This is a genomic window from Staphylococcus sp. HMSC062A01 (genome assembly GCF_001836805.1).
Taxonomy (GTDB): Bacteria; Bacillota; Bacilli; order Staphylococcales; family Staphylococcaceae; genus Staphylococcus; species Staphylococcus haemolyticus.
Genome location: NZ_KV830602.1, coordinates 1 through 18,133, shown reverse-complemented (window position 1 = coordinate 18,133; position 18,133 = coordinate 1). Strand labels below are relative to the sequence as shown.

At 32.1% G+C, this 18,133-nt stretch carries 22 protein-coding genes; 4 read left to right on the top strand and 18 right to left on the bottom strand.

Annotated features, from left to right (window positions below):
- Positions 1-74: 74 nt before the first annotated feature.
- Together HMPREF2715_RS01835 and HMPREF2715_RS01830 are read right to left on the bottom strand one after the other, a co-directional pair.
- A complete protein-coding gene (locus tag HMPREF2715_RS01835; RefSeq protein WP_070581226.1) occupies positions 75-1,334 on the bottom strand; it encodes a lipid II:glycine glycyltransferase FemX in 1,260 nt (419 codons plus the stop codon).
- Between the two features lie 411 nt (positions 1,335-1,745).
- Entirely contained in the window at positions 1,746-2,507 is a 762-nt protein-coding gene (locus HMPREF2715_RS01830) for a VOC family protein (RefSeq protein ID WP_070581225.1), read from the bottom strand.
- Positions 2,508-2,683: 176 nt separating this feature from the next.
- On the opposite strand from HMPREF2715_RS01830, the gene HMPREF2715_RS01825 reads away from it, so the two are divergent.
- Both HMPREF2715_RS01825 and HMPREF2715_RS01820 read left to right on the top strand, forming a co-directional pair.
- A complete protein-coding gene (locus HMPREF2715_RS01825) occupies positions 2,684-3,121 on the top strand; it encodes a MarR family winged helix-turn-helix transcriptional regulator (RefSeq protein WP_070581224.1) in 438 nt (145 codons plus the stop codon).
- Positions 3,118-4,323, top strand: coding sequence for an MFS transporter (locus HMPREF2715_RS01820; RefSeq protein WP_070839229.1), 1,206 nt, complete (start codon positions 3,118-3,120; stop codon positions 4,321-4,323). The genes HMPREF2715_RS01825 and HMPREF2715_RS01820 overlap by 4 nt, the downstream gene beginning before the upstream one ends.
- Positions 4,324-4,378: 55 nt before the next feature.
- Here HMPREF2715_RS01820 and HMPREF2715_RS01815 read toward each other — a convergent pair whose 3' ends face one another.
- From HMPREF2715_RS01815 to glp, 7 genes are all read right to left on the bottom strand, one after another.
- Entirely contained in the window at positions 4,379-4,732 is a 354-nt protein-coding gene (locus HMPREF2715_RS01815; RefSeq protein ID WP_011275108.1) for a SarA family transcriptional regulator, read from the bottom strand.
- 302 nt (positions 4,733-5,034) lie between these two features.
- Complete coding sequence (gene moaA, locus HMPREF2715_RS01810; RefSeq protein WP_053016652.1) at positions 5,035-6,057, bottom strand: GTP 3',8-cyclase MoaA; 1,023 nt, start codon at positions 6,055-6,057, stop codon at positions 5,035-5,037.
- A 13-nt stretch (positions 6,058-6,070) separates the two neighbouring features.
- Complete coding sequence (gene mobA / locus HMPREF2715_RS01805) at positions 6,071-6,676, bottom strand: molybdenum cofactor guanylyltransferase MobA (protein WP_070581222.1); 606 nt, start codon at positions 6,674-6,676, stop codon at positions 6,071-6,073.
- A gap of 6 nt (positions 6,677-6,682) precedes the next feature.
- Positions 6,683-6,916, bottom strand: coding sequence for a molybdopterin converting factor subunit 1 (gene moaD / locus HMPREF2715_RS01800; protein ID WP_070442409.1), 234 nt, complete (start codon positions 6,914-6,916; stop codon positions 6,683-6,685).
- 1 nt (position 6,917) lies between these two features.
- On the bottom strand, positions 6,918-7,367 hold the full coding sequence (locus tag HMPREF2715_RS01795) for a molybdenum cofactor biosynthesis protein MoaE (protein WP_070442412.1): 450 nt from the start codon (positions 7,365-7,367) through the stop codon (positions 6,918-6,920).
- 6 nt (positions 7,368-7,373) lie between these two features.
- Positions 7,374-7,844: a molybdopterin-guanine dinucleotide biosynthesis protein B gene (gene mobB, locus HMPREF2715_RS01790; protein WP_070581221.1), complete on the bottom strand. Its 471-nt coding sequence runs from the start codon at positions 7,842-7,844 to the stop codon at positions 7,374-7,376.
- A complete protein-coding gene (gene glp, locus HMPREF2715_RS01785; protein ID WP_070442417.1) occupies positions 7,841-9,100 on the bottom strand; it encodes a molybdopterin molybdotransferase MoeA in 1,260 nt (419 codons plus the stop codon). Before glp ends, mobB begins: the two co-directional genes overlap by 4 nt.
- Before the next feature lie 62 nt (positions 9,101-9,162).
- Between glp and moaC the strand changes: the two genes are divergently transcribed.
- Positions 9,163-9,645 (top strand): cyclic pyranopterin monophosphate synthase MoaC, encoded by a 483-nt coding sequence (gene moaC / locus HMPREF2715_RS01780; protein WP_011275101.1) that lies wholly within the window; start codon positions 9,163-9,165, stop codon positions 9,643-9,645.
- Positions 9,646-9,752: 107 nt separating this feature from the next.
- Here moaC and HMPREF2715_RS01775 read toward each other — a convergent pair whose 3' ends face one another.
- The 5 genes from HMPREF2715_RS01775 to modA form a co-directional block, all read right to left on the bottom strand.
- Positions 9,753-10,259, bottom strand: a complete 507-nt coding sequence (locus HMPREF2715_RS01775) for a MogA/MoaB family molybdenum cofactor biosynthesis protein (protein WP_011275100.1) — start codon at positions 10,257-10,259, stop codon at positions 9,753-9,755.
- Positions 10,260-10,270: 11 nt separating this feature from the next.
- A complete protein-coding gene (locus tag HMPREF2715_RS01770) occupies positions 10,271-11,275 on the bottom strand; it encodes a ThiF family adenylyltransferase (protein ID WP_070442420.1) in 1,005 nt (334 codons plus the stop codon).
- Between the two features lie 211 nt (positions 11,276-11,486).
- Positions 11,487-12,092: an ATP-binding cassette domain-containing protein gene (locus HMPREF2715_RS01765; RefSeq protein WP_070442423.1), complete on the bottom strand. Its 606-nt coding sequence runs from the start codon at positions 12,090-12,092 to the stop codon at positions 11,487-11,489.
- Entirely contained in the window at positions 12,093-12,764 is a 672-nt protein-coding gene (gene modB, locus HMPREF2715_RS01760; protein WP_070442426.1) for a molybdate ABC transporter permease subunit, read from the bottom strand.
- 12 nt (positions 12,765-12,776) lie between these two features.
- Positions 12,777-13,571 (bottom strand): molybdate ABC transporter substrate-binding protein, encoded by a 795-nt coding sequence (gene modA / locus HMPREF2715_RS01755; protein WP_070581219.1) that lies wholly within the window; start codon positions 13,569-13,571, stop codon positions 12,777-12,779.
- Positions 13,572-13,772: 201 nt separating this feature from the next.
- Between modA and fdhD the strand changes: the two genes are divergently transcribed.
- Positions 13,773-14,567 carry a formate dehydrogenase accessory sulfurtransferase FdhD gene (gene fdhD, locus HMPREF2715_RS01750; protein ID WP_070581218.1) on the top strand — a complete coding sequence of 265 codons (795 nt, stop codon included), beginning with the start codon at positions 13,773-13,775 and terminating at the stop codon, positions 14,565-14,567.
- A gap of 35 nt (positions 14,568-14,602) precedes the next feature.
- On the opposite strand, the gene HMPREF2715_RS01745 is transcribed toward fdhD, so the two are convergent.
- The 4 genes from HMPREF2715_RS01745 to HMPREF2715_RS01730 form a co-directional block, all read right to left on the bottom strand.
- Positions 14,603-15,367 carry a GNAT family N-acetyltransferase gene (locus tag HMPREF2715_RS01745; RefSeq protein WP_070485077.1) on the bottom strand — a complete coding sequence of 255 codons (765 nt, stop codon included), beginning with the start codon at positions 15,365-15,367 and terminating at the stop codon, positions 14,603-14,605.
- A gap of 34 nt (positions 15,368-15,401) precedes the next feature.
- A complete protein-coding gene (locus tag HMPREF2715_RS01740) occupies positions 15,402-15,950 on the bottom strand; it encodes a biotin transporter BioY (RefSeq protein ID WP_070442434.1) in 549 nt (182 codons plus the stop codon).
- A gap of 68 nt (positions 15,951-16,018) precedes the next feature.
- Entirely contained in the window at positions 16,019-16,966 is a 948-nt protein-coding gene (locus HMPREF2715_RS01735; RefSeq protein WP_070442438.1) for a nucleoside hydrolase, read from the bottom strand.
- 107 nt (positions 16,967-17,073) lie between these two features.
- Positions 17,074-17,991 carry an ABC transporter substrate-binding protein gene (locus tag HMPREF2715_RS01730; protein ID WP_070581217.1) on the bottom strand — a complete coding sequence of 306 codons (918 nt, stop codon included), beginning with the start codon at positions 17,989-17,991 and terminating at the stop codon, positions 17,074-17,076.
- Positions 17,992-18,133: the final 142 nt, after the last annotated feature.

Below are 18,133 nucleotides of genomic sequence, written 5' to 3'. Positions count from 1 at the left end.
TATTATCCTAAAAAAATCTGAACGTCACAATGATTATTGTGGAATCGTTCAGATTTAAATTTAATCGTTAATGACTATTTGCCTTTTAATTTACGAGAAATTTTAATTTTAGCTTTTGTTAATCGCGGTTTAACTTGTTCAATTAATTGATAAAGGGGTTGATTTAATACATAGTCAAATTCCCCTATCTTTTCACTTAAATAAGTGCCCCAGACACGTTTGAATGCCCATAAACCGTAGTGTTCAGAGTCTTTATCTGGATTATTATCAGTTCCACCAAAATCATATGTTTTAGCGCCATGTTCACGCGCAAACATCATCATCTCATATTGCATATGATGGTTAGGCAAGAAATCACGGTAATCATTCGATGAAGCACCATATAAATAATATGATTTAGATCCTGCAAACATTAACAATGCACCAGATAAATAAATTCCATTAGGATGTTTTGCTAATAAGTCAGTCATGTCGTCTTTTCTTTCAATAGATTTTTGAATTTTAGCTTCGACATCGTTTAATTTATTTTTAGTCTTGTTACTTTGCTTTCTCTCATATTTATTTTGAAGTTGTGTTTTTTCGTTTTCAAGTTCCTCAAGTTCATTATCAATATCATCTAAGACAGGTTTTGGTTCTAATTTCACAAGGAATAATTCAGCATCGCCATCTTCATGAAGTGAATCATAAATATTTTGGAAATAGCTTAAATCACGTGTTAAAAAGCCGTCACGTTCTCCTGTTATTTTCATTAATTCAGCGAAATTTTTAAGCCCTTCTCGATTTGAACGTTCAACTTTAGTACCACGTTTCAATGAGAGTCTTACTTTAGAACGATTACGGCGCTCAAAACTTTGGAATATTTCCTCATCTGATTTATCTATTGGCGTAATCATTGTCATACGTGGTTGAATATAGTCTTTAGACAACCCTTCTTTGAAACCTTTATGTTTGAAACCTAGCGCATTTAAATTTTTAAGTGCATCTATGCCTTTATCAACTTCTACATCTGGATCAATTTTAATAGCATAGGCTTTTTCTGCTTTAGCTACTTTTTTAGTTTCTTCTAATAACTGTTCCAATGCAGCTTTATCACTATAATCCGTTACGAAACCACGAGAAACGTAACATAGCGTGAATGGTAGTTTAGGTACCTTTTTAAATAATAATTGACCTACACCTTTAATCTCACCATCTTCGCCCACTGCCACACGCTTTGAATACCATCCTGTTAGGCGTTTAGTTTCTGCCCATTTTGTTAACTGTAATAAATCACCATTAGGATGAGCTTTCACAAACGCATCATGCTCTTGGTTAGTGATATTCATCTTTTCCATGCTATAAAAACTCCTTTTTCTTTACATTAATTATAATTATACAATGTCATGTTTTGAGTGTCGACAAACTCGCCGTTCAATTAAAATATTATTTCTAGTTTTAAATTTTTGATATAATATATAAACTTAAAATTTTAAATTAGTCTTTAAAAAGAGGTTTAACATGCGATATTTATTATTAATACTATTTATTTTGTTTAACGCGATAGCTATTGTTGTCATTATGACTCAACCTTTAACAGTTTCATATTTTAGTTTAAGAGTAATGTTCGTTGGACTGTCATTCGTCTTAACTATCTTTTTCTTGCTTTTAAGGAAGTCTAAAGTAACTACATATCTCAGCATATTATCTCTAATACTTTCAATCGTTCATATGGCACTAATCGCCCATAGTACTTATATTTATCTATACTAATCTTCAGGCTCGAATCGATATTTTGCACCTTTCGTAATAATTGAGTATGGTGTAGTTGTTTCTGTATCTTTAAATATAATCGTGTTATAGCCTGACGTTTTACCATCTTGAATACGGTAAATAATATTGTCTACCGTTAATTGTACATCTGTATAATTATCTCCTTCTTCAAGGATAGTCACATCGAACCATTTTTTCCATTTAGATAGTGTTTTAGAGCGTTTTTCACTATCAAGAATTATTTTATGGATTTTAAATTGTTTTTGGAAAAGAGGGTCTAATTTCTGATTGTGCACTTCTTCCCTTTCCTCCCATTCTATGAAAAATGGAGGCTTTACCATGTAATCAGGGTCTGCAATGTAAAGTAATTTCCAATTTACTTTATCACCTTTTTTATTCTCTCTATGCATTTCCACTGGTCCAATCGTATCAATGTTGCGTTCTTCTAAAGATTGTTTTATTAATTCAATATTTGGTGTTCTTAATGCAATTGTTTTAAACCCTTGTTTGTAGTGATCTTGAACGATTTTAGTCGCAAAAGCAACACGACCTTCTTCTGTTTTAGCCTCTTTATTTAATTTTTCTTTATCTTCTACATCTATCAATTCTATGTAATTTTCATTAATATATGATAAACGATTGAATGTTCCAAATTTGTGATGTTTGCCACCAGAACTAATTTTCAGAATTTCTCCTGGATATTTAAAATTTTTAAGGTTGTCTACATAATGAATAATATGGTCAAATCTGAGTTCCATTGATCGTATTCCCCTTTAATTGTTCGACTTGCATCTATCTTATCAAACTTCTTGTATGATTACTTCTTTTATTCACATAACTTATTGATTTAGTATTGCATTTTTTAAAAAAACGTCATATAATAATTTTTGTCTCAAAATAGTTAGCAAAGCTAACTTGTTGAAAGGAGTTTATTATGTTAACAAAAGAATTTTTTAACAGTTTCATCGGTTTATACCGACCATATATGAAACGAACGCAATCGATACTCGACCAATTTGATTTACATCCTGGTCAATGGTTGATCTTAAGAGATATTGCCAGTACCTCTCCAACGACCTTAGTTCATATTTCTAAACGTCGTTTTATAGAAAAACCCACTACACGTAAAATTATTAAAGTGTTATATGATAAAGAGTTATTAATTGTAGAACCAAGTAAGAAAGATAAACGTGAGAAGTTACTAAGTCTCTCTGATAAAGGTCAAATATTATATGAAGACGTTTATTGTAAGATATTACCAGTTCAGCGTGAGCTTATTAAAAATGCTGGATTATCTGACATAGAACTTGAAAATGTTATTTCAGTAATGAACAAACTTCATCATGCATTCTTAGAGGAGGAATCAGAATGACTCAGAATAAGAATGTAAAGCAGCCTATTTTCACGAAAAGTTTTACAGTCAATTTCTCAATCAATTTTTTCGTTTATTTATGTATGTATCTTTTATTAGTAATTATTGCTGATTATTGTAAGACTACTTATCACGCCTCAGATAGTTTAGCTGGATTAGTAGTAGGATTATTTATTATCGGTTCTTTAATAGGTAGATTTGGAACTGGTAAATATGTAAATAAATTTGGTCCAAAAAAAATATTAATTACTGGATTATTATTGCTTGTGATTACACAATTACTTTACTTCATCCCTGGATCAATCACATTCTTAATGTTCGTACGTCTAATTAACGGGATTGCGACTGCTATAGCTACTACTGCAACTGGTACTATTGCAGCACATGTCACACCTGTTGAGCGTAAGAGCGAAGGTATTAGTCTATTTTCACTTAGTTTAGTACTTGGTACAGCTATAGGCCCATTCTTCGGTATCTTATTATTAAAATCATTCTCTATCAATTTACTATTTGCTATATGTGTAGTTTTAGGTGTGATCAGTTTAATAATTTCACTATTTATTAAACTTGATTTTGATGCTGTTCTTAATAAAACAGATGCTAAAATTGCTAAAGCATCAGGCTTTAATATACACAACTTCATTGCAAAAGAAGCAGTACCAGTATCAATAGTTATGATGATTATTGCACTGAACTATGCTTCTATACTGACTTTCTTGAAATTTTTTGCTGAACAACGTCATTTATTAGAAGCATCTAGTTACTTCTTTATTTGTTACGCGATCGCTTCTTTAATTACACGTCCAATTGCAGGTCAAATGATTGATGCACGTACTGAAAATGTTGTCGTTTATCCTGCATTTATCGCACTTATCATTACTTTTGTAGTATTAGTATTCAGTTATAGTGGATGGATGTTATTACTAGCTGGTGTCTTCTTAGGTATTGGTTATGGTAATTTATCATCATCTATGCAGGCTATTGCCATTAAAGTGTCACCTACTAATAAATATGGGATTGCAACTTCAACTTACTTTATTGGTCTAGATATAGGTATAGGATTTGGTCCATCTTTATTAGGCTTATTCACAGGTTTCATTAGTTATACAGAAGTTTATATGATAATGGCTATCGTCGCCGCACTTAGCACCGTACTTTACTTTATTGTTCATGGAAGAAAAGTAAAAACACAATTAAATTAATATCTAGAAAGCGCTAGAAAATATGTCAATATTTCCCAGCGCTTTTTATAATCTATTAATTAGCAATACTAATTGCTTCAATTTCAGATTTCATTTTATCAAGTAATTTCTGTTGCGTTGCATTAAAGAAATAAAATACTTGTCGTTCATCAGTTTCAGATCGTAATTTAGAAATAAGTTCTTTCTTATAAATTTTACGTATTATTACATCTATTTTACTTGTATCCCACAACATCTCGAAATGTAATGTGTCACGTAACTCCTTACCACTAATTTTCTTACCTTCATAAACTTTAAATAACACTACAAATTCCTCTATTGAGATTTTGTACGATGATTTTAACCAATGTTTCAACTGGCTTAATTCTCTTTCTGCTGCAATAAAACGTTGTACTTTTTCTGTTGTCATAATTAAAGCCCTCCAATGTAGATTCTAAGATGTAGTTATAGCTTTATAAATTGAATTTCCTTAATAAAATTATATAACATATACACAATTTAATCTATTACAAATTTTATTTATTTTCCGATTAATATTTAATACAAATTCAGTTATTCATATACTCAATGCTATTATGATAATCATATTCTTTAATCATAGGTATTACATTCAATAATGATTTACTTTAAATTTAAACTATTAATTGAATATATTTTCCAAAAATAAAAAAACTCTAGCAATACTCGTAAACCATTGCTAGAGAAGTATATCTAACCACCGATGTAGTTCATATTAATTTTTTTGCGTTGTCTATTTTTAACCGTTTGCTCTGTACGTTCATCTGAATAACGATCATCTCGAACATTCCATAAGCTTATAAGTTGTTCTCTTAATTCGTCATCAGTTACGCCTGATCGTATAAATGATTTAATATTAAAGCCCTCAACAGTACTGAATAAACATCCGTAAAATTTACCATCAGATGATAATCGTGCTCTCGTGCAAGTAGAACAAAATGATGCTGACACACTTGTAATTAAACCAAATTGAGCGCCATTATCTTTGTGCTTATAGTACTTCGCTACTTCTCCGAAATATTTTGGGGGTACTGGTTCAATATCAAAATGAGACTCAATCATATCTAGCATCTCATTTTTAGTTACAACTTTACTAAAATCCCACCCATTATCATTACCTACATCCATGAACTCGATAAATCTGATTTCAATATTCTTATCTTTAAAGTAATCTACCATTGGAATAATTTGATCATCATTAATACCTTTTTGAATGACAACGTTTACTTTAACATGGAAACCAATAGAAACGGCGTAATCAATTTGATCTAAAATGGTAGTTGCTTTGATATTGCGATTATTTATCGCTTGGAACACTTCATTATCTATGGCATCTAAACTAACATTAATGCGACGCAAACCGGCATCGTATAATTTTTGTCCATGTTTTTTTAATAATAGACCATTAGTGGTCATACCGATATCTTCAATACCATCAATTTGATTTAACTCAGCTATAAGTTGATATAAATTTCGTCTAAGTAGTGGTTCGCCACCAGTTATACGTAACTTCTTCACACCAAGTTCTGCATACACTTTCGCGATTCTAACCATTTCTTCAAACGTTAATAACTCATCTTTAGGTAGGAATACATAGTCATCACCGAAGATTTCTTTAGGCATGCAATAGTCACATCTAAAATTGCAACGGTCTGTTACTGAGATACGCAAATCGCGAATGGGTCGACCTAATTTATCTTTGATTTGTGCAACCATAAATGGACCCTCCTTAATGATTTATCTGTTGTCTCAAGTCATCTAAATCTTCTTGATAGTTGATATTCTTATACCAATATTCAGGTGATTGTATGTTAGTAACATCTAAACATTCCGTCGTCACATTATTATAAACATGTCGTAAACTATAATCATTCGAAGCTAAAGCTTCATCCATAACGTTTATACAATTTGGATGATAAAAGGCTATAGTTGGTATAACTCGATCATGTTCAGAATAAGCAGCTATATCAATTTGATCTTCTATGAGTCTTGATACTAAAAATTGGTATAAAGCACTAATAGCCTTACCTGTTACCATAGGGGTATCAACAGATATTACAAAAAACAGTTCTTCATCGTTGTATTGTTTCATTACAGTATGAATACCAGCAAGTGGACCTTTATCTTTATTGTTAGCGTCATCTATAATAACATTGTCATGTTTAAATTGATTAGCTAATTGATCATTGGTGCTTATAATAATATCATTAAACATATTAGTTTCTTGTAAGGTTTGAACAATTTGTTGGTAAAATAATTGTCCATCTATTTCGGCAAATGCCTTTGCCTTACCAAAACGTTCTGAATGACCACCTGCTAAAATAATTGCTTTCATTTCCCGTTAACCTCCACTTACTGGAGGAATCAATGCAACAATGTCTGTTGGTTGTATGATATCCTCATCCTGTACAAATTCTTCATTTACTGCAACCTGAAACTTTTTAGATTTAATTGAAGGATGTCTTTCAAACAGATATTGTTTAAAAGCATCAACGTTAATTGCTTCATTAATATCAATTGTTTCACTATCAGTTTGCAAAATTTCTTTTATTTCAGCGAAGTATAATACCTTCACGTTAGTCCTCTCCTTTAGTAGCTAGATCGTGGCTACCTCTTTGATGTCCTTGCCACTCTGCACCGTCTTCCCAAATTTCCTTTTTCCAGATTGGAACGACTTCTTTAATACGTTCAATAGCATATTCGTTAGCTCTATATGCATCTTTACGATGGGGTGATGAAACTGCAATTAACACTGCTATATCTGAAATTTGAAGTGGCCCAATGCGATGAACAATTGTTGTAATCGTCCCTGGCCAACGCGTTTCTATCTCATCACCTATTTGTGCTAATTTTTTCTCTGCCATAGGTACATATGCTTCGTATTCTAGATATTCTGTTTTAATACCTTTAGTCCATTCTCTTACATGTCCTGTAAATACAACTACAGCACCTTGGTGTTCATTTATAGTAAATTCTCGATACTGTTCTGTTTGGATGGGTTTAGTAACGATTTCAAATTGTTTCATTTAATGTCAATCCCTTTGCTCTATCCATTGTAATAACCAATAATCATATTGTGATAACGCATGTTTATCATGAACATAATAACAATATTTAACACTAGTTAATTGCTTTAACTGTTCTAATTCTTCAGTAGTCTGATAGACGACCACTTTATCAAAATGTTCATCTTTAAACCCTTCAACCAAAATGATATTACAATCAATTGTAACAGATTGGTCAATCATTTGAGTAAGATTTTGTTTATATGCACGCGTGACAGTTTGTTGATAGTGTTCACCTTGCACAATACTTTGATCTGCTCCAGCATTAAAATGTTTCATATGATCTACATGGTCTTCTTGAAGCGTTATATCATCACCAATGTGGCCATGATGCTTGATTGTGACTATTGTGTAACCATAAGATTTTAAAAATTCTATCGTATGTTGCATCAAGGTTGTTTTTCCTGAATTTTTAAAACCAACTATTTGCAAAATCATAGTGTCATTTCCGTTTCATAGACATTCGATTCAGTTAAAATAACATTAACTGTATGACCTGCTTTAAATCCTCTAGTGCCCCCTGGCAACATAATCATTGAATTGCTATGTGCAATTGCTACTACTGCACCAGATTTATTAAATCCTGATGGCACTACTGTCGCACCACTCTGTGAAAATGTAGCAGATGCTCGAATAAAACGAGTAAAGGGATTCGCCTTAGTAAAATCTTCCATTAAAGTAGCTTTAACAACTTGAGGGTAATAGGCAGTTGCCCCCATCATATGTTGAATCGCAGGTTTGACAAATAATTCAAATCCAGTGAAACAAGCTGATGGATTACCTGATAAACCAAACAAATATTGCCCATTTGCAACAGCTACGGTTGTTACACTACCTGGTCTCATTGCAACTTTATTAAATAACACCTCTGCATTTACAGCTTTGTAAATTTCAGGTAGATAGTCAAAATCTCCAACAGAAACGCCACCCGTAGTAATTACGATGTCATGTTTTGACATGGCATCTTTGACAACTGAAATACTACTTTGCAAATCATCTTGTTGAATTTTATATGCTTCAACGTTTAATCCAGCTTTTGCAGATAGTGCTTTGATCATTGGACCATTTGAATTGCGTATTTTACCTGGTTGTAATTCATCATCCACATCTAATAGTTCACTACCAGTTGCAATGACTGCAATACTTGGGCGTTGTGTCACAGGAACTTTAGAGTAACCATATGTTGCTAGAACGGCTATTGCACCTGGATTAATGATTTGACCTTTTTTCAAGACAATATCACCTGTTGTTGTTTCTTCACCCTTAAGAGATACATTTTCATTTGCTTCAAATGACTTACGTATTGTAAACGTATCTCCATCCTCAACTGTTTGTTCAAACATGACTACTGCATCTGCACCTTCTGGAATTTGGGCTCCTGTCATAATACGTACTGCTTCATTTTGACCTAGTATTTTATCTGAAACTGAACCTGCGCCTATATGATCAATCACTTTAAATTGTTTACGATTTTCTGAGTATGCACCAGCAGAATCTTTACTTCGAATAGCAAACCCGTCATAAGGTGATTTATTAAAACGAGGAATATCGTAAGTTGCAACAATATTCTCCGCAAGTACATATCCTAAGCTATCTTCTAACATCACTTCTGTAGTATTCAAATATATATCCTGTTGAACAACACGATTTATCGCTTCTTTAACTGGTATTGGGTTTCTTTTTTCAACTGACATACTTATCATCTCCAAATTATAATTTAAAATCATGATATACTAACCCTATCAGGAGGGTTATTATGTCAAAATTCACTCATATCAATGAACAAGGTAATGCTAAAATGGTAGATGTCTCAAATAAAAATATTACTAAACGTACTGCTCAAGCTCATTCTAGCATTACTGTTAATGAAACAATTTATCAACAAATTATAGATAATACTAATAAAAAAGGCAATGTACTTAACACTGCACAAATTGCTGGTATTATGGCAGCTAAAAACACATCGACGATTATACCTATGTGTCATCCTCTACCTTTAACAGGTATAGATGTTCAATTTAACTGGCAAATTAATGATAATACTACATACACATTAAATATCACGGCTATTGTCTCCACTACAGGAAAAACAGGCGTTGAGATGGAGGCATTAACAGCCGCTTCTGCAACTGCTTTAACTGTTTACGATATGACCAAGGCAGTCGATAAAGGTATGATTATCGGTGAGACTTACCTTGAATCAAAATCAGGTGGCAAATCTGGTGACTATCGTCGTTAAGTTATTTCGAGCGCTCATATAATGTTTCAATTTAAATAATAAAGTCATGGATGCAAAACTTCAATTAGGGAAACCTATCATTTAAGTTTAAATCCATGACTATTTTTTTATTTATTCAATTCATGCAACATATGGTTTAATTCTGGCTTGATTAACTTTTCAATAGCCAATTTCACAGCTCCAGTAGATCCTGGTAGAGTATAAATTAATTTGTTCTTCACTGAACCAGCGACTGCTCTTGATAACAATGCTTTAGTTCCGACATCCTCTGTGTAACTTAAATATCTGAATAATTCTCCAAAACCTTCGATTTCTTTATCCAAAAGTGGCTTAACCGCTTCTATCGTAACATCTCTTTGTGCAATGCCAGTTCCACCAGTTGTAATTATGACATCAATATCAGATGCCAACCATTGTTCAATTTGAGATTGAATAGCTACTTTATCATCTTTGACAATAGCATAGTTTGAATTTAATACTTCGACATTGATATCTTGTATTAAAGTTTGTACAAGTTGACCACCTTTATCCGTCTCTTTATCCCTAGTATCAGATACAGTTAAAACTGCACATTGAATCATTCTATCTACTTTCGCGTGATCATGTTGATGCATTAATTCCACTCCTATCCGAATAATTGATTGATTAAATGAATGGCATCTAACGTCTTCGTTGTACCATGTATAAGCATTCGTCCACCCTCAAAACTAACAATTCGATGTCCTTTATATTCAAACATTATCATATATTTGTTTTCTCGATAATTAAGGTGATGTTGCTTAAGAAATTCACGTACCATTTCCTGGGAAATTTTATCATTATCATATTGTACTGTATCCCTACCACATAACGTTGCATATAATGTATGCTGTTTATTTAAATATGGAAAGGAAGGATTTGAACCACATGTTGGACACTCTTTTCTAAACATACGGCTAAAACCAAATGTAAAATGTTGACCATCCCATATATCTCCATAAGTTAATTTAGTAGGCACTGATTGCTCAGTTAATAATTTAAAGGTATCTCGCAATTGAAAACTTGTAGTCATCGTAACAGCAGGTTGTATAACACCTACAGTGTCACAAGTTAAATTAATTGCTGGTAGTTGAGGCATTAAACAGTTAAAACAAGGTGTCTCTCCTGGAATAAATGCTGCTTCTATATAAGTACTCTGCACGACACCACCATATATCCAAGGTATATTCTCTTTAAAAGAAAAGTCATTAATTAATTGTCTTGTTTCAAAATTATCTGTCGCATCAATAATAAGATCTACATGTTTAGCATACTTATCTAAAAAATAATAATCGACATGTGTAATAAAAGTTTTTAGTTTCAAGTCATGGCGCAATGCTTTTAAATGGCGTTCCGCTGCTACAACTTTAGGCAACATAGTATTAGCATCTTCTTCAGTAAATAATGTTTGTCGTTGTAAATTGCTAAATTCAATATAATCTCTATCTACAATTGAAAGTGTTTTGATTCCCGCACGAACGAGACCCTCAGCAACATGGGTTCCTAACGCTCCCATACCAACAATGAGTACATGTTTTTGACTAATTTTCTGTTGTCCTTCGTGTCCTATTCCTTTAAACAAAGTTTGTCTAGAATAACGTTCACTCGTCATTTTCATTGCCCTCTCTAGTTAATATCCATTTCTATCATTATATCGAACAAAGCGGGAGTGGTACAGAATTCAATATGAATTCATCGGCCACACCCGCAATGTTGACTAGATTTAATAATAGTCTATTATAAGCATCTTGTTAACTTAGATAATAATCATAATTCTGCTATAACGCTAAAATTTTATAATTTTAATCCCAATCTATCTTTAATTAACCTATCTTAATAATTTTATCAGCCAATACTTCAGCTTCAAAATTAGAATGTGTGACAAAGATGATTGGTATTTTCCATTCTTTAAAAATACGTTTAATTAAATTTATTCCTTCATCTCTCGTTGCATCATCTAGACTTGAAAATGGCTCATCTAATAAAATCAAGTCTGGCTTTGTACTTAGTGTTCGAGCTAAAGCAACACGTTGAGATTCTCCACCAGAAAGTGTCGATGGATATTGCTCTTTTAGATAATGAATATTTAGACGATCCATTAAATCATCTATATGGACAGATGGTTTAGACATAAAAGTTATATTTTTGTAAACTGTCATATTAGGAAACAATTGGTAATCTTGGAATAAATAGCCAATTTTGCGATTTTGTATTTTCAGATTGACTTTATGCTCAGTATCAATAATCAGTCTGTCATTGACTTTGATATAGGCTTTATCTGGTGTTCTTAAACCTGCTATCATATTTAGCACTGTGGTTTTACCTATTCCAGAAGGCCCTCGGATTGCATAAATTTTAGGGACTGTATCGTTAATGTTAATATCAATAAATGTCTTTTTTAATTGATATTGAAGCTTTAACTCTAACATCTACTCTACCTCCCTATATTTATCTTTATTCGTAAAATTCAATACACCAATTACCGTAATTGAAAATGCGACTAACACAAGCACCCATAACCAAGCTTGATTTTCTCTACCTTGTTCAACTAAGAAATAAATTTCAAGTGGTAACGTGTTAGTTTTATTGGGTACATAGCCTGCAACCATTAATGTTGCACCGAATTCACCTATTGCACGTGCAAAACTCATCATTATACCCGCTATAATTGAACGTTTAGATAGCGGTAAAATTAGACGATAGAATATTTTATTCTCACTTGCCCCCATGATGCGAGCAGTATTTAGCATTTTCGGGTTAATACTTCTAAATCCTTGAATAGTGTGTTGATACATTAACGGAAAACTAACAATGACAGATGCAATTACTGCACCTGTCATTGTGAATACTACTGGAAGATGTAGTATGTTTTCAAAAAATTGTCCTACAACACTTCTAGGAGAAAATATTATAAGTAAAATAAACCCTAGCACCGTAGGAGGTAGAACAATGGGTAATAATATAAAACTTTCAAGGAGTTTAGTAAGATGCCCTTTTCCTTTATAAAGCAACCGGCAAACAAAGATACCTAATACTGATACAATAATGGTACTTATGACAGCCACTTGAATCGAAATCCAAAAAGGTGTAATGTCAGGCATACTTATTACCTCCTAAATTTCAAAATGATATTCTTTCAAGATATCTTTTGCTTTTTTAGATTTTAAGAAGTCCATCCACTCTTTTGCAAGTTTCTTATCTGAAGTAACACCTGCTTCGTAAGTGATTGGTTTTTTAAGTTCAGCTTCTTTAATTTCGTTTACTTTATCTGTTTTCTTTTTATCAGTATATAAATCAGTTTCATAAACAAAGCCCATTTCAGCGTTGCCTTTTTCAACATAATTTAATACTTGTTTAACATCTTTAGCGTAAACTAAATTATCTTTAACTTCACCGTATAAACCTTGATCTTCTAAGTATTGTTTCGCATATTTACCTGCTGGAACTGTTTTAACTTCACCAATCGCTAATTTTTCATTATCTTGTAAATCTTTAACTGATGATTTATCGCTATTTTTATCTCCGACTAAGACAAGTTTGTTATGAGCGTATTTATATGCATCGTGTGCCTTGTCTTTGTCTTTTAACATATCAACATCTTTAGTATTTGCAGACATGAATACGTCAGCTGGAGCACCTTTTTCGATCTGTTGTCTTAATGCGCCTGAACCACCATAGTTAAAGCTTACATCAACATTTTTATGATCTTTTTTAAATTCTTTTTCTAATGCTTTACTAACATCACCTAAGCTCGCTGCTGCCGAAATTTGTAATTCTTGTTTTTTGTCATTATCTTTTTTACTAGAATCAGATGATTTATTGCCACTATCATTACTACCAGAATTTGAACATCCTGCTAAAATAATTACTAAAGTAGCAATCACTGCCATGAAATGTTTAATATTCATTTCTTAACCCCTTCCTTTTATACATTCAATTATACGCTATTCTTAATCTTTTGAAAGGTATAAATTATAAAAATCCACCTAATATCCATATTATTAAATACATTTAATATACTATTAATTATTTATATGTAATTTAAATCTTTTCAAATTGTGACTAAAAGTTTTAATATAGAATTACATATCCTTAAAGGAGAAATATAAATGAACAAAGATGTGTTACAGGGGCAATCTATTATCCGCTATGAAGATGGACAATTAATAAATACAACAGATAGTTATGTTACAGAATTTCCATTGACTATCAATGTAAACGGTACGGAATTCGCAACGGTTATTTGTAGCCCGACACATATGGAAGAACTTGTAGTTGGATTTTTAGCCTCAGAGGGAGCTATTTATAAAAACGAAGAAATAAAATCATTACAAATAGATGATAGCAAAGGCTTTGCACATGTAGAGTTAACTAAAGATTTAGGCGATCGCTTTGAATACTCTACTAAACGCATGATTGCATCTTGTTGCGGAAAAAGTAGAGAATTTTACTTTCACAATGATGCGGCAATAGCTAAAACCTCAATGTCAAAAATAACATTAACTCCTAAACAAGTACTCAATATGATGACTGGATTACAAACTGCAAGTACATTATTTAAACAAACTGGTGGGTTGCACAATGCCGCCATTAGCGATGGTAATGAATTTTTCGAACATAGACAAGATATTGGTCGCCATAATGCTCTAGATAAACTATATGGGTTTTGTCTTGAAAGACGTATTCCTGTAAGAAATAAGGTGCTTATTTTTAGTGGACGTATTTCATCTGAAATATTATTAAAGGCGGCTAAAATAGGTGTAGGCGTTATATTATCTAAATCCGCACCTACGACTTTAGCTATTACATTAGCCAACGATTTAAATATTACTGCTATTGGCTTTATTAGAGATGGAAGTTTTAATGTTTATAGTCATCCTGAACGTATTAAAGCCACAGAGTAGTTGGAATAATTAGTTTAAACTACTCTGTGCCTTATTTAATTAACTTCTTCTTTAACTATGTGGTAAACAAAACTTTGATACGTATAACCTTGTTTTAAATACATATCTTTTGCTGTTTCTTCTCCATCAGCTACAAGTATAACTGGTCGTTCATTTGCTAAGTTACCTATGTATGCTTGTATTGTTGACCCAATACCTTGTCTTTGAAATTGCTCAATTACACCAAAACTATCAATTTCAATAGTTACGTCAGTAATAATAACATCAACAGTCCCTACTGGTTCATTTTCAACATAAGCAACTAATCGTTTTTTATTGTCTTTTTTTTGTAGGATGGTTTGTCTTACATTATTAATACTTTCAATAGCAAATGGTTTACCATAAGGCAATGCAAATGAATAATAGATATTCAAATAATCTTCTATATTGCTTTCATCAACTTCTTTAATGTCTACATCATTTCTACTAGTTAACTGTGTTAATTCAGTTCCTTCTATAATATAGAATTCAAGTATGCCTAATTGAAAATCTCTATCTTTAATTGCATTTATCCACTCCTGGCTTAATCTTTCATTCTCTGGAAAAGTAAACGCTAAGTGATTTGAATCCTGTTTTTGATGCAGTTCATATTGAGAGGTCATATCCTTGAACCACTGATCTAATGTGGGCATTTCTTTATAAAACCACTTATTCGTATCATACTTAAGCGGTTCTGAAGGCGTTAAATAAATAATTTTCTGCTTATCTTCATGATATAAATGCCCATCTTGCGCAATATTATGTATTGATATATTTGACATAGCTATATTCACCCACCCTATTAGCTTGATAAATTTATTGTATCAAACTTTTAAACCGTGAATGATTTAAAAGAGTTACACCAATTAAACTTGCAATAATGGCTTTAATAATATCTCCAGGTATAAATGTAAATGACAATAAGAATGCTTTGCTTGCATGGATATTTATAATGAAGCCCATAATAATCGTACCCACGATATCTAAGAATAATACACCAATAACTAAAGTAGCGACTAATAATATCGCAAAGTTAATATTATTAAAGTATCGGTCTCTCACTAATCCTATACCAAATGCAACTACTGGATATAAGAATAAGAATCCTGCTGATGGTCCCGCAAATACTCCGATTCCTCCACGTCCACCAGATAGAACTGGTAAACCTGCAGCAGCTAATAGTAAAAAGACAATGATACTCAGTGTCCCATATTTTTTACCTAGAATAATACCTGCTAAAAATATGCCTATATTTTGTAAAACAATAGGTACTGGCATAATTGGAAGCGGGATTCCTGGTACCAATCCTAAAACACAAATAATTGCTGTCATTAAAGCTGTGTAAACTAAATTTCTTGTATTCATGTTGTATCCTCCTTCTACGAAAATGATTATACCACTAATGTAAACTTTATAAAATATAAAGTTTACATTTAAGAAGGAGAATCTACTTTTTTAGCTAAATCAGTAATATAATTAAAGAAGTCATCATGCTTAACATCAGTGACAACTTTGATAGAACGCCCACTTTCTTTAATAAATGTACGTCCTTGACTAGGCCCTTTAAATTCTACATCTACATTCAATGATTTATATTGAACTAAATCAGGTTTCCCTATATAAGCAGTGGTTAAGACATCCCATAAGAAGTATGTAGAATTTGTAATAAAGTGTGTCAAAGGCGGTACTGCAGCATAGCTAACACCTAAAAAATCTACACCTGGATATTGACGTTTATCAGCCCACATTTGTCGAATGTCTAATGTTAACGGAACTTTATTGGTGCTTTCTAAAGCTACCATATCTATCGCTATTTCACTATCAAATACTGTCTTAACCGCATCCGGATCCCAAAACGCATTCCACTCAGCTGTACCATCATGTTCAGGCTCTTCTACGTTACCTTTTTCGAGAAACGTTCCGCCCATCCAAACTAATTTTTCAATATTATTTTGAATGCCAGGTTCAATTTTAAGCGCTTTAGCCAAATCTGTTAGTGGTCCAGTAAATAGCAAAGTTACAGGTTCACTTGATTGACTTAATACTCTCATAATGTCCTCATACGCTTCTATATCACTGATGGTAGACTGTTTATTGGTAGTTGATTCATTTAATATGGGTAACGCATCCATAAAGAATGCATGCATTCTCCATTCTTTTGGAAAAGGATTAGCCCCACGTTCATAGGACGGCGCAACCTGTAAAGAATTATTAGAAAATCGATTTATAATTTTACATGAAGCGCTGACTGAAGGTTCTAAATAACAATCTGCTCCTATAGTACTAACACCTACTAATTCGATATCATCCATTTGTAATAATAAAAACAAAGATATTAAATCATCTACTCCACCATCGTGATTAAAATATACTTTACGCAAAAAGATTCCTCCTTACATACATTTGTAAATTTAAAAAAGCTACGACTACATTATATGTAATCATAGCTTAAATATCATAAATAATTGATTATAGTTTTTATATTTTATTATTTACTAGCTTTAAGTAACTTGTCTTTTAAATCTTTTCTCATAAAGTCAAGCGTATAAGGGTCATTATACCAGTATGTTTCAGCTTTAACTTCAATAACGTTATTATTTTTCACTGCAGGTAAATTTTTCCATATATTAGTTGTTTCATAACTTGGTTTAGATTTACCTTCACCAGTTGATACGATATAATCACCAGCTACGTCTTCAATTTTTTCTTGGCTTACTTCAGCCCAACCTTCTTTCTTAACTAAATCTTGTTGGCCTTTAGGCATTTTTAAATCAAAGGCTTGATATAATACTTCGCCACCACGACCCCAGTTGTCGCCGTAAGTGTAAACTTTTTTATCAAATTCATCTAAGATAGAAACTGTTGAATCTTTACCAATTGCATCTTTGATTTCTTTTCCATCTTTTTCAGTTTGTTTCTTCCATTTGTCTTCCCATTTTTTAACTTCGTCTTCTTTACCCATAATCTTACCTAGCATTTCTTGTTGTTCTAAATATTTATGTTTTCCATAATCAACTACAATTGTTGGGGCAATTTTTTGATATTTTTTAATATTTTTATCAGTAGAGTAAACAATAATTAAATCAGGTTTTTTCTTAGCAACTTTCTCAACGTCAGCTTCACCAATTTTAGTCGTGTCTTTAAATTTATTTTTTAAAATTGGACTTTGATCAACTTGATTATTTACTGCAACAATATTTGCGCCTAATTTATGTAAACCACCCGCAAAAGTAGGTGCTACTACCGCAATACGTTTTGGATCTTTAGGGATTTTTATAGTTTTCCCACTATCTAATTTATATGATTTTGTTTCTTCTTTTGAATCGGATTTACCTGAACCACCATTATTACCACATGCAGCTAAAACGATGATTAGAACAAGTAAAGGTAAAATTAACTTTTTCATAACATCCTCCTATTGAAAACGATTATCAATTTCATCAAAAATTATATCCTACTACCTCTTTATTTACAATAAAAATTTTAATAATTTGTGAAATTAAAAAGAGGCTGAGACAAAATAAAATGTCTCAGCCTACTTTATCATT